General features: G+C 74.7%; 11 protein-coding genes and 1 pseudogene. 4 read left to right on the forward strand and 8 right to left on the reverse strand.

The genetic code is table 11. From position 1 onward, the window contains the following. Window positions 1–47: 47 nt before the first annotated feature. The 4 genes and pseudogenes from ACFT55_RS15740 to ACFT55_RS15755 form a co-directional block, all read right to left on the reverse strand. Window positions 48–2,720 (reverse strand): phosphoenolpyruvate carboxylase, encoded by a 2,673-nt coding sequence (locus tag ACFT55_RS15740; RefSeq protein WP_380244790.1) that lies wholly within the window; start codon window positions 2,718–2,720, stop codon window positions 48–50. Window positions 2,721–2,859: 139 nt separating this feature from the next. Further along, window positions 2,860–3,111 carry a CatA-like O-acetyltransferase gene (locus tag ACFT55_RS15745; RefSeq protein WP_380244791.1) on the reverse strand — a complete coding sequence of 84 codons (252 nt, stop codon included), beginning with the start codon at window positions 3,109–3,111 and terminating at the stop codon, window positions 2,860–2,862. Continuing rightward, window positions 3,074–3,517, reverse strand: a pseudogene (locus tag ACFT55_RS15750) (CatA-like O-acetyltransferase); the annotation flags it as partial. The gene ACFT55_RS15745 and the pseudogene ACFT55_RS15750, both read right to left, overlap by 38 nt. Window positions 3,518–3,611: 94 nt before the next feature. Continuing rightward, complete coding sequence (locus tag ACFT55_RS15755) at window positions 3,612–4,208, reverse strand: hypothetical protein (RefSeq protein WP_380244781.1); 597 nt, start codon at window positions 4,206–4,208, stop codon at window positions 3,612–3,614. Window positions 4,209–4,331: 123 nt separating this feature from the next. Between ACFT55_RS15755 and ACFT55_RS15760 the strand changes: the two genes are divergently transcribed. Beyond that, window positions 4,332–5,108, forward strand: a complete 777-nt coding sequence (locus ACFT55_RS15760) for a metallophosphoesterase family protein (RefSeq protein WP_380244782.1) — start codon at window positions 4,332–4,334, stop codon at window positions 5,106–5,108. 7 nt (window positions 5,109–5,115) lie between these two features. Here the strand turns inward: ACFT55_RS15760 and ACFT55_RS15765 are convergent, their stop codons facing one another. Genes ACFT55_RS15765 through ACFT55_RS15775 form a run of 3 tightly spaced genes read right to left on the reverse strand, consistent with a single transcriptional unit; the run spans window position 5,116 to window position 7,024 of the window. Continuing rightward, window positions 5,116–5,841 carry an anti-sigma factor family protein gene (locus tag ACFT55_RS15765; RefSeq protein WP_380244783.1) on the reverse strand — a complete coding sequence of 242 codons (726 nt, stop codon included), beginning with the start codon at window positions 5,839–5,841 and terminating at the stop codon, window positions 5,116–5,118. Next, window positions 5,838–6,353: a sigma-70 family RNA polymerase sigma factor gene (locus ACFT55_RS15770; protein WP_380244784.1), complete on the reverse strand. Its 516-nt coding sequence runs from the start codon at window positions 6,351–6,353 to the stop codon at window positions 5,838–5,840. The genes ACFT55_RS15765 and ACFT55_RS15770 overlap by 4 nt, the downstream gene beginning before the upstream one ends. After that, complete coding sequence (locus ACFT55_RS15775) at window positions 6,350–7,024, reverse strand: YceI family protein (RefSeq protein ID WP_380244785.1); 675 nt, start codon at window positions 7,022–7,024, stop codon at window positions 6,350–6,352. The genes ACFT55_RS15770 and ACFT55_RS15775 overlap by 4 nt, the downstream gene beginning before the upstream one ends. Before the next feature lie 177 nt (window positions 7,025–7,201). Here ACFT55_RS15775 and ACFT55_RS15780 point away from each other — a divergent pair, with 177 nt between their 5' ends. Then, window positions 7,202–7,759, forward strand: coding sequence for a hypothetical protein (locus tag ACFT55_RS15780; RefSeq protein WP_380244786.1), 558 nt, complete (start codon window positions 7,202–7,204; stop codon window positions 7,757–7,759). 47 nt (window positions 7,760–7,806) lie between these two features. Here the strand turns inward: ACFT55_RS15780 and ACFT55_RS15785 are convergent, their stop codons facing one another. Further along, window positions 7,807–8,634, reverse strand: coding sequence for a hydroxymethylpyrimidine/phosphomethylpyrimidine kinase (locus ACFT55_RS15785; RefSeq protein ID WP_380244787.1), 828 nt, complete (start codon window positions 8,632–8,634; stop codon window positions 7,807–7,809). A gap of 48 nt (window positions 8,635–8,682) precedes the next feature. Between ACFT55_RS15785 and ACFT55_RS15790 the strand changes: the two genes are divergently transcribed. Both ACFT55_RS15790 and ACFT55_RS15795 read left to right on the forward strand, forming a co-directional pair. Next, window positions 8,683–9,483, forward strand: a complete 801-nt coding sequence (locus tag ACFT55_RS15790) for a deoxyribonuclease IV (protein ID WP_380244788.1) — start codon at window positions 8,683–8,685, stop codon at window positions 9,481–9,483. Window positions 9,484–9,651: 168 nt separating this feature from the next. Next, window positions 9,652–10,041 (forward strand): helix-turn-helix transcriptional regulator, encoded by a 390-nt coding sequence (locus ACFT55_RS15795; protein WP_380244789.1) that lies wholly within the window; start codon window positions 9,652–9,654, stop codon window positions 10,039–10,041. The last annotated feature ends 333 nt before the right edge of the window (window positions 10,042–10,374 follow it).

Consider the following 10,374-nt stretch of genomic DNA (forward strand, 5'->3'; position numbering starts at 1 on the left):
CGGTGGCTATGCCCCGCCTTTTTCGACCCCACAACCCGGGGCCGGGGTCAGCCGGTGTTCTGCAGGCCCGCGGAGACGCCGTTCACGGTGAGCAGCAGCAGGTGCTGCCAGCGGTCCTTGTGGCCGCCGTCCACCCACTCGCCGTCGTCCACGGTGAGCCCCTCGCTGACGCCGTGGCTGCGCAGCGCGCGCAGGGCGCGGACCTGCAGCAGGGAGAGGGCGTCGACGTACGGGGACCGCAGCTGCACGGCGCGGCCGAGCACGCGCCGGTTGGCGAGGGGCCACTCGTTGCCCGTGACGCGCAGCACCCACTCGCGGGTGAGCTGCAGCTCGCCGAGCACGAGCTGCGCGAGGTCGTCGCGGTCGCCGAGCGCGAGGTACTGCGCGGCGATGTCCTCCTGCGTCTTGGCGAGGCCCATCTCGACGGTGTCGAGCAGCGTCGTGAACAGGGGCCACTCGCGGTACGCCGCCTGCAGCTCCTCGAGGCCGCCCTCCTCCTCGCCGCGGGCGCGCAGCGCCGTGCCGAGGCCGAACCAGCCCGCGAGGTTGATCCGGGCCTGCGACCAGGAGAACACCCACGGGATGGCACGCAGGTCGTCGAGCGAGTTGACCGACAGCCCGCGCTTGGCGGGGCGGGAGCCGATCGGCAGCAGGCCGACCTCCTCCAGCGGCGTCACCTGCGCGAACCACTGCGGGAAGCCTTCCGACCGCACGAGGCCGTGGAAGGCGGCGCGCGACGTGGCGTCGAGGGCGTCGGCGAGCGGCGCGAACCGCTCCCGGGCCTCGGCGTTGCGCTTCTCGACCGTCGGCGCGGAGGCGAGGAGGGTCGCCGCGGCGACCTGCTCGATGTGGCGCGCGGCGATCGTCGGGTCGCCGTAACGGGCGAGGATGACCTCGCCCTGCTCGGTGAGCTTGAACCGGCCGTCCACCGAGTGCGGCGGCTGCGCGAGGACGGCGCGGTTCGCCGGGCCGCCGCCGCGGCCGAGGGAGCCGCCCCGGCCGTGGAACTGGGTGAGCGTGATGTCGTGACGCTGCGCCCAGTCGGCGATGCGGGACTGCGCCTTGTGCAGGGCGAGGGTCGCGGCGACCGGGCCGACGTCCTTCGACGAGTCGGAGTAGCCGAGCATGACCTCGACGCGGCGGCCGTTCTCCGCGAGGCGCTTCTGCACCTCGGGGAACTCCAGCATCGCCTCGAGGATGTCGACCGAGTTCTCCAGGTCGTCGAAGGTCTCGAACAGCGGGACGGCGTCGATGACGGGGGCGTCGTCGGAGCCCTCGAAGGCGAGCGCGGCGAGCCGGTACACGGCCGCCAGGTGCTCGGGGGCCTGCGTGAACGACACGATGTAGCGACGGGCGGCGCGGATGCCGAACCGCTTCTGCACGGCGCCGAGGGCGCGGTAGGTGTCGAGCACCTCGACGGTGCGCTCCGACAGGTCCCCGTCGAGGCCCTTCTCCTCGATCTCGGCGAGGGCCGCGGCGTGCACCTGGGAGTGCTGGCGCACCTCCAGCTCGGCGAGGTGGAACCCGAAGGTCTGCACCTGCCAGACGAGCTTCTGCAGGTCGCCGTACGCCGCCCGCGGCGCGCCCGCCTCGACGAGCGACCGCTGCACGACCTCGAGGTCGGCGACGAGCTCCTCCGGGGTGCGGTACGCGAGGTCGGCGTCGCGGCGGCGCGTCGCGGCGACGCGGCCGGCGACGGCGAGGACGGCGGCGCGGTGCGGCTCGTTCGGCGAGTCGGCGGCCGCGCGGGTCACGAGCTCGTCGGACAGCTGGCGCATCCGCTGCCACAGCGCCTTGAGCTCGGCCGACGCCGGCGTGCCGTCCTCGTCGAGGGTGAGCTTGCGGCCGGTCTCGACCGTCGCCTTCTCGAGCGCGCCCAGCGCGTGCTCGGCGGCCAGGGTCGCGGCCTGGCGGGTGACCTCGGCGGTGACGTTCGGGTTGCCGTCGCGGTCGCCGCCGATCCAGGAACCCAGGTGGACGAACGGGCGCGCGACGGGCGGCACGCTGCCGGCCTCGCCGTCGAGCAGCCAGTCGTCCAGGCGGCGGTACACCTCGGGGAACGTGGTGAACATGGTGGCGTCGAAGACGCCCATGGCGGTCTTCACCTCGTCGAGCACCGACGGCTTGTGCGCGCGGATGGGCGAGGTGCGCCACATGGTGTCGATCTCGGCGAGGAGACGACGCTCGTTCTCCGCGAGCGTCGTTCCGCCGGGGCGCATGGTGTCGCGGTCGGCGATCAGCGTCGAGATGCGGCGGACCGCGCCCGAGACTGCACGGCGGCGCGCCTCCGTGGGGTGCGCGGTCAGCACCGGACGGAACTCGATCTCGCCCAGGCGGCGCAGGGCCTCGTCGCGGCCCACCTCCTCCGCGAGCTGCGTGAACGCCTGCGGCAGGGAGTCCTCGATGACGACGTTCCCCGCGGCGTCCGACTCGCGCGCCCGCAGCACGCGGACGCGGTGGAACTCCTCCGCGAGGTTCGCCAGGTGGAAGTAGCAGGTGAAGGCTCGTGCCACCTGCTCGGCGCGGTCCGGCGTGAAGCCGGCCACGACCTCGGCAGCCTCCGCCAACGTCGCACCGCCGTCGTCCGCCCCGTACGCGCGGATGGTCAGGCCGCGCAGCTTCTCGACGTCGTCGAGCAGGCCCTGCCCGCCGGCCTCTTTCAGCACGGTGCCGAGCAGCCCGCCCAGCAGGCGGATGTCGTCGCGCAGGGGGTCGGGCATCTCGTGGCGTGCCACCACGCGCTCGATCGAGCCGGTGGATCCCAGGTTCTCGCTCACGGTTCTAGAGGGTAAGCCGTCTCGCGGTCCGGGCGTCGGCGCGTCCGTCAGGTGACCCTGCACGGCGGGTCCGTGAGGTGGCTCAGCCCACCCAGGCGGGGTCGGCGAGGAGCTCCTGCAGCTCGTTGACCAGCCGCGCCGTGTGGAAGCCGTCGGCCACCGCGTGGTGGACCTGGACGGCGAGCGGGAGGAGCACGCGGCCGTCCCGCTCCACGTAGCGCCCGAGCGTGAAGATCCGCCAGGTGCCGCCACGCGTCCCGGATGTGCAGCGTGAACCCGGTGAACGACGCCCACGGCAGGCTCGACACGTCGAACGAGGCGGCCGGCGGCGCACCCTGCGGAAAGAAGTCCGTCGCCCGGGAGTGCTCCGCGAGCAGGGGCGCGGCGGCAGCGTGGAACGCGCCGAAGTCGGGGTCGTACGGGGTCCACACGCACGCGAACGTCTCGCGGTCGGGGTTGAGCACCGTGAACGCCGGGTGCACCTCCGGCCAGACGGCGGGGGCGCCGTCGTCGTCGAGGCACATCCGGAACTCGTCGTGGCGGTTGACCACCGTCGCGAGCGCCCAGACCTGCGCCACGTACGTCTTGCGCGACGAGCGGCGCAGCGCCGCGGCGAACGCGGTGACGTCCAGCTCCACCGTCATCGCGTACGTGCACGGCGACGCCTGGAGATAGTGCTCGAAGTGCTGCCGGCGCGGCCACGTCGACAGGTCGACGGGGACAGGGGCGGGGGTGTCCATGCGGGCATCGTCGCAGCCGCGGGGCGCCAGACCGCAGCCCTTTTCCTCCCGGCCTCGGCCGTGGTCCCGGGAGTCCTGGTCCGGCCCCCCCGAGTCAGAAGGAGCCGGTGACCGTCCCGCCCACCCCTACGCCGACGAGGACGAGCAGGCACTGGGCGGCCAGGAGCACCACACCTCGGGCGGTGACGCGCCACCGGGCGGCCCCGTCGTCCAGCAGCGGTGCGTCACCCACCCAGAGCTCGGAACCCGTGACGACGAGCATCCCGGGTCGCCCGCGGACGACGACGACCTGCGTGCCCCACTGCTCGCCCGGCACGCGCGCCCGCCAGAGCCGTGCCCTGTGCAGGCCGACCTCGCGGCGCCCGAGCACGGTGGTGGCGGTGAGCGTGTCGTCCTCGATCCGCGCCAGCGCGGACGAGACGACCGGGAGCGCCAGCCACGGGAGGGCGGCGACCGTCAGCGCGACGAGCAGGGTCGCGACCTGCGGCAGCCACGCCGAGCTGGAGCCGCTGGTGTCCGGCGCCGCACCGAACCAGGTGTCCCGGGTCGCCCGCGCCGCGACCGCCGACACCACCGCGAGGACCGGGAGCACCCGCCCGGCGACCACGAGCCCCCGCGCGACGAGATAGCGCACGCCGGGCCGGTCGTCGGCCACGGCGTCTGCGCTCAGGTGTCGCGGCGGCCGGGTCATGGTCGACGAGCGTAGACGGCCCCACGGAACGGCCCCGGACCCGGGCCCGGCCGTGACCCCGTCCTCGTTACCCTCCCTGTGCGGCGGTCCGGCCGCGGCACGACGACGAACGGGGCGAGCACGATGACGAAGGTGTACGCGGTCAGCGACGTGCACGGCTACCGCGACGTCCTGGTGCGCGCCCTGGCCGACGAAGGGCTCACGGACGCCGACGGGCGGTGGGCCGGCGCCGACGCCAGGCTCTGGTTCCTCGGGGACTACCTGGACCGCGGACCGGACGGCGTGGGCGTCATCGACCTCGTCCGGGCGCTGGTCGACGAGTCCGAGGGTGCCGTCGGCGCGCTCCTGGGCAACCACGAGGTGCTGGCCCTCGGCATGCGGACGTTCGGCGCGACGGAGGTCCCGCCCCCGGGCGAGCCCGGGCGCAGCTTCGCCCGCTCCTGGGGCCGCAACGGCGGCCGGCCGGGCGACCAGGCGCGGCTGACCGACGACCACGTCACCTGGCTGCGCACCCTGCCCATGGCGGCCCGCGACGCCGGTGCCCTCCTCGTGCACTCCGACACCCTCGCCTACCTCGAGTGGGGCCGGACCCTCGACGACCTCGTCGCCGCCGGCCGGGACCGGCTCGCGAGCGACGACCTCGCGGTGTGGTGGGAGACGTGGCGGCTCCTCACGTCGCGCGACGCCTTCCGCGGGAAGGACGGCCCCCGGGCCGCGCGCGAGCTGCTCGACCAGCTCGGCGGCGACCGCGTCGTGCACGGTCACAGCATCGTCGCGGAGATGCTCGGGCGCCCGTACACCGACATCACCGAGCCGCTGTCCTACGCGGACGGGCGGGCGCTCGCCGTCGACGGCGGCATCTACGAGGGCGGACCCTGCCTGGTCGCCCGGCTGGCCTGACCTCGCGTCACAGCGGTGCGGAGGCCAGCGTCTCGCCGCCCGACCGCGCGGTATCGGCCCGCGCGATCTCGACCCGCGCGATGCGGTCGAGCGGCACCGCGGAGGACGCGCCCAGGCCGGTGGCGGACGTGCCCTCTCCCGCCCAGGTCGCGGCGACGGTGCGTCCGCCGTCGCGGTCGACGACGACGAGCGCGTACGTGACCGGTTCCGCCGGGTCGTAGGCACCCGAACGAGGCGGGTAGGTGCAGCTCCACTCCAGGCTCGTGCCCCACGGTCGCGCCGTCGCGGTGAGGGAGGCCCGCACGTCGACCGCGCCCACCGGCGCGAGGTCCACGAGCACGGACTGCGCGGCCGGCGCCGGGGAGGACGTCGCCGGCACCGGGTCCGCGCCGCCCGGGTCCAGCGCCAGGCCCGCGCCGACACCGCCCACCAGCACCGCCGACGCCGCGACCGCGACGAGCGTCCGCCGGCGGCGCCGCGAGCGCCGGGCCGCCCCCACCAGGCCGGCGAATGGCACGACCTCGGCGGGCGCCTCGCGCGGGTCGAGGGCGAGCGCGTGCTCCGGAGGCACGGAGGCGAGCAGCCCGGGCACGCCGGCCAACTCGGCGACCGCGGCACGGCAGTCGTCGCAGCCGGCCAGGTGCTCCTCGAGCTCTCGCCGGTCGGCCGGGCCCAGCGCGCCCAGCACGTACGCGGCGTCCCACTCCCGGTACGGGTCGGTCGGCGCGGTCATGGCGTGACCCCCTTCTCCTGCAGCGCGAGGCGCAGCGCGCGCAGGGCGTAGTGCATGCGGGACTTCACGGTGCCGGGCGGGACGTCGAGCTCGTCCGCCAGCTCGGCGACCGACCGCCCCCGGTAGTAGGCGCCCACGACGACGGCGCGGTGCTCGGCCGACAGGTCGGCGAGCGCGTCGGCGACGAGCCAGGCGTCGAGGACGGCTTGCGTCCGGTCGGGCTCGGCCGGCTCGGGCAGGTGGCCGGTGGTGCGCTCGCGGGCGTGCCGCGCGCTGCGGAGCTGGTCGACCACGAGGTGGCGCGCCACGGTGAACAGCCAGGCGCGCACGGAATCCTCCGGCCGTTCGAGCACCTCGGGGTGCCGCCACAGCCGCAGCAGCGACTCCTGCACGACGTCCTGCGCGTCGGCGCCGTCCGGCACGAGGCGCGCCACGAACCGTTGCAGGTCGGGCGCGTGCGCGGCGTGGATCGCCTCGAGCAGCGCCTCATCGGCACGGGAACGGGGCGTCACGACGCGCGCTCCAGGTGCAGGGAGAACTCGACCGAGCCGTGGTCGTCGACGCGGACGAACCCGAGCGCGGGCGGGGTGACGCCGTGGTCGGCGAACGTCACCGGCGCGCTGCCCACGACCTGGACGCCGCCGTCGTCGCCCGCGACCTGCGCCGGCACCACGACGTCCCGCGTCACGCCGTGCACCGTCAGCTCGCCCGTCAGGTCGACGTCGGTGGCGCCCGCCGTCAGCCGCACCGGCTCGGTGAGGGTGAAGCTCGCGGTCGGGAACGTGCCCACGTCCATCACGCTGCCACGGAAGTACGCGTCCCGCGGGGGCTCGTCGGTCGCGATGCTCGCGACGTCGACGTGGACCTCGCCGGCCGTCAGCGTGCCGCCCTCGACCGTCACCTGCCCGGTCACCTGGTCGGTGCGCCCGGTGACGGTGGCGTCCGCGCCCCGCAGCACCTCGTGCACGCGGTAGCCCGCGGTCGAGCCGGCCGCCACGTCCCACGTGCCGCCGAGCGCCGCAGGGTCGCCGAGCGGCGCCCCCGACGCGGAGAGCGCGGGTACCGCGGCCGCCGCCCGGTTGACGTGGTCGGCGTACAGCCCCGGGCCGACGAGCACCGCGGCGCCACCGAGCACGACGAGCCCCGCACCTGCCCCGACCAGCACCTTCGTCCGCCTGCGCACGACCGGCTCCTCCCGCCGGGCCGCGCCCGCCGCGCGGCCCCTACCTGGCACTCCTACCTGGACTCCTACCTGGCACGACGAGGCAGGTGCCGCGGAGGTTCAGACCGCCTTCGCCTGAACCGCGGGGGCGGCGGTCTCGTCGTGCCTCGTAGGTGCACCCGAACCGGAGGAGACATCATGCGCACCACGAGCAGGCTGGCGGCCCTGGCCGCGACGGCGACGCTCGCCACGACCCTCGCCGCGTGCAGCGGGGGCGGGGGCGGCTACGGGGGCGGCGGCGACACGGGCTCGTCGACCGACACCACGACGGGCACCACGACGGAGTCCTCCGCGGCCGGGGGCGGGTCCGGCTCTGCCGCCCTGTCCACGGCGGACAGCGACCTCGGCGAGATCGTCGTCGACGGCCAGGGCATGACCGTCTACTACTACACGCCTGACAAGAAGGGCTCGGGCAAGAGCGCGTGCACGGACCAGTGCCTCGCCGCGTGGCCCCCGGTGCACGCCGCCGGCGGCACGCCGAAGGTCGAGGGCGTGACGGCGGAGGTCGGCACGATCACCGGCAACGACGGCGAGCCCCAGGTGACCCTTGACGGCCGTCCCGTCTACCTGTACGCGGGCGACGGCGCGCCGGGCGACGTCACGGGCCAGGGCCTCCAGGACATCTGGTGGGTGGTGGCCCCGGACGGCTCCGAGATCACGACCGCGGCCGGGTCGGGAGGAGGCGGCGGGTACTGACGCGGGCGGGGACGCGGACGGACGCGGCGGGGCGCGCGCGGCGGCAGTCAGCTCGCGGCGTACGCGCCCTGCCACACGGTGTCGAAGGGCGTCCGGGCGGCGACGCGCGCCTCGATGCCCTGCGTCACCATGTCCTTGGCGACACGGACCGCGTCGGGCACGTCGGCGCCCTTGGCGAGCTCGGCGGTGATGGCGGCGGCGAACGTGCACCCCGCGCCGGAGACGCGCTCCTCGCCCACCTTGGGCGCCGCGAGGACGGTGACGTCCTCGCCGTCGAACAGGACGTCGACGGCGTCGGGGCCCGGCAGCTCGACGCCGCCCTTGGCGACGACGTAGCGGGGGCCGCGGCCGTCGGCGAGCCGGGCGTGGATGCGTCGCGCGGCCTCGACCAGCTCGTCCACGGAGGTGATGTCGTCCATGCCGGCGAGCGTCTTGGCCTCGAACAGGTTCGGCGTGACGACGGTGGCCAGCGGCAGGACGCGCTCGCGCAGCGCCGTGTCGGTGTCGAGGGCGGCGCCGGGCTCCTGCCCCTTGCAGATCAGGACGGGGTCGAGGACGACGTGCCGCCACGGCTGCGACTCGAGCGAGCGGGCCACGACGTCGATGGTCGCGGGCGTGCCGAGCATCCCGACCTTGACCACGTCCAGGGCGTGCGTGGACGTCGCGGCCTCGAACTGGTCCGCGATGACCTGCGGGTCGACGGGCACGAACCGGTGGCCCCAGTCGTGCTTCGGGTCGAACGAGACGATGCAGGTCAGCGTCCCGACCCCGTAGGTGCCGAGCTGCTGGAAGGTCTTGAGGTCGGCCTGGATACCGGCCCCTCCCGTGGCCTCGGAACCGGCGATGACGTACGCGAGCGGCGGCGTGGTGCTCATGGTGGGCCAGCCTACGACGGTGTCGCCGGCTGTCCGTAGGGTGGGCGCATGAGCGTGAAGATCGGGGCCCACGTCGACCGTTCGGACGTCGTCGCGCAGGCGGCGGAGATCGGGGCCGAGGTGGTGCAGGTGTTCCTCTCCGACCCGCAGGCGTGGAAGGTGCCGCCGTTCGACGACTCCGCCCACCCCGGTGGCGCGGCGGCGTTCCGCGAGGAGACGGCCGCCGCGGGGCTGGAGGTGTACGTGCACGCCCCGTACGTCATCAACGTGGCGTCCACGAACAACCGCATCCGCATCCCCAGCCGCAAGCTGTTGCAGCAGATCATGACCGGGGCCGGGGAGATCGGCGCGAAGGGTGTCGTCGTGCACGGCGGGCACGTCACGGCGAAGGACGACCCGGACGTCGGTTTCGACAACTGGCGCAAGGCGATCGACGCCCTCGAGACCGACGTGCCCGTCCTCATCGAGAACACGGCGGGCGGTGACTTCTCCCTGGCGCGCCGGCTCGACCGTCTCGAGCAGCTCTGGGCCGCGGTGATGCGGGCGAACGGCGCCGAGAACGTCGGCTTCACGCTCGACACCTGCCACGCCTGGGCGGGCGGGATCGACCTGGCGACCGCCGTCGACGACATCCGCGCGATCACCGGCCGCATCGACCTCGTGCACGCCAACGACTCGCGCGACACCGCCGGGTCGGGGGCGGACCGCCACGCGCACTTCGGCGAGGGCAACATCCCGGCCGAGCTCCTCGTCGGCGTCGTGGCCGCGGCGGGCGCCCCCGTCGTCTGCGAGACGCACGGCGACATGGGCCCGGACATCGCCTGGCTGCGCGAGCGCCTGGCTGCCTGACCCCCTACGTCCGGCCCGGGCCCGACCTACGGCTGACTCAGGGCTGACCTCAGTCCTGACCTCGGGGCTGACCTCAAGGGCTGCCCTCAGGGGCTGCCCTCGGAGGCTGTCCTCAGGGGCTGTGGACGACGCCCGACCTTCCGCCTTCCGGTTCGCGAGCATGCGTGCATGGACGACATGCCGCTCGACCCGGACCGTATCCAGCGCGCCGCGAACCCGCTCTGGGTCCCCGCCACCGACCCGTACCTCGATCCCGACATCGACGACGCCGAGGCCGGACCCGGCGCCCCGCGCGTGCGCCGCCGGCGAGGTCCTACCCTGCCGGAGGACGGACTCGCGGTCGTGGCGGCGGGCGCGATCCGGCTGGAGACCGCCCGCCGCGGCCTGTCGCAGCAGGACCTCGCCCTGCACCTCCACCTCTCCCGCTCGGCCGTCTCCGCACGGTTCACCGGCCAGGTCGCCTGGTCGCTGGACGACGTCGGCCGGATCGCCATGCTGTACGGGTGCGCGGTCACGGACCTCCTGACCGAGGCGCCGCGCTCCCGATCACCCTGGTGAGCCCCCCACGCGCATCCTCCACGTCCCCGGGGCGCCGCCGACCCCCGCCTCCCGTGCCGCCCACGACGACCACGACGACCCACAGCGACCACGACGACCGCCGCCGGAGTACTTGTCTTTTCACGTCCTATCGGCGAGGCGCCCAGATCGACCGCCCCACAGGCACCGATCCGGCCTACCTGGAGAATTCCGCGCAGGAGGACCCGCTCGCGGTAAGAGCACGTCGATCCCGCGGGGCGGGACGATCCTGCCCAGCCGGAGTCGTTCCAGCACACCGGCAAGGTCCGGTATCGGACGGCGTGGACCGGGGCTGCAACGTGCGTGCTGACTTGT

It is taken from the genome of Isoptericola sp. NPDC057191 (assembly GCF_042670225.1).
Classification (GTDB): Bacteria; Actinomycetota; Actinomycetes; order Actinomycetales; family Cellulomonadaceae; genus Isoptericola.

What these genes read in the sequence shown, in the direction of transcription:
- ACFT55_RS15740 (WP_380244790.1), bottom strand. Translation starts at nt 2,720, where the DNA reads ATGCCCGACCCCCTGCGCGACGACATCCGCCTGCTGGGCGGGCTGCTC.
- ACFT55_RS15755 (WP_380244781.1), bottom strand. Translation starts at nt 4,208, where the DNA reads ATGACCCGGCCGCCGCGACACCTGAGCGCAGACGCCGTGGCCGACGAC.
- ACFT55_RS15760 (WP_380244782.1), top strand. Translation starts at nt 4,332, where the DNA reads ATGACGAAGGTGTACGCGGTCAGCGACGTGCACGGCTACCGCGACGTC.
- ACFT55_RS15765 (WP_380244783.1), bottom strand. Translation starts at nt 5,841, where the DNA reads ATGACCGCGCCGACCGACCCGTACCGGGAGTGGGACGCCGCGTACGTG.
- ACFT55_RS15780 (WP_380244786.1), top strand. Translation starts at nt 7,202, where the DNA reads ATGCGCACCACGAGCAGGCTGGCGGCCCTGGCCGCGACGGCGACGCTC.
- ACFT55_RS15785 (WP_380244787.1), bottom strand. Translation starts at nt 8,634, where the DNA reads ATGAGCACCACGCCGCCGCTCGCGTACGTCATCGCCGGTTCCGAGGCC.
- ACFT55_RS15790 (WP_380244788.1), top strand. Translation starts at nt 8,683, where the DNA reads ATGAGCGTGAAGATCGGGGCCCACGTCGACCGTTCGGACGTCGTCGCG.
- ACFT55_RS15795 (WP_380244789.1), top strand. Translation starts at nt 9,652, where the DNA reads ATGGACGACATGCCGCTCGACCCGGACCGTATCCAGCGCGCCGCGAAC.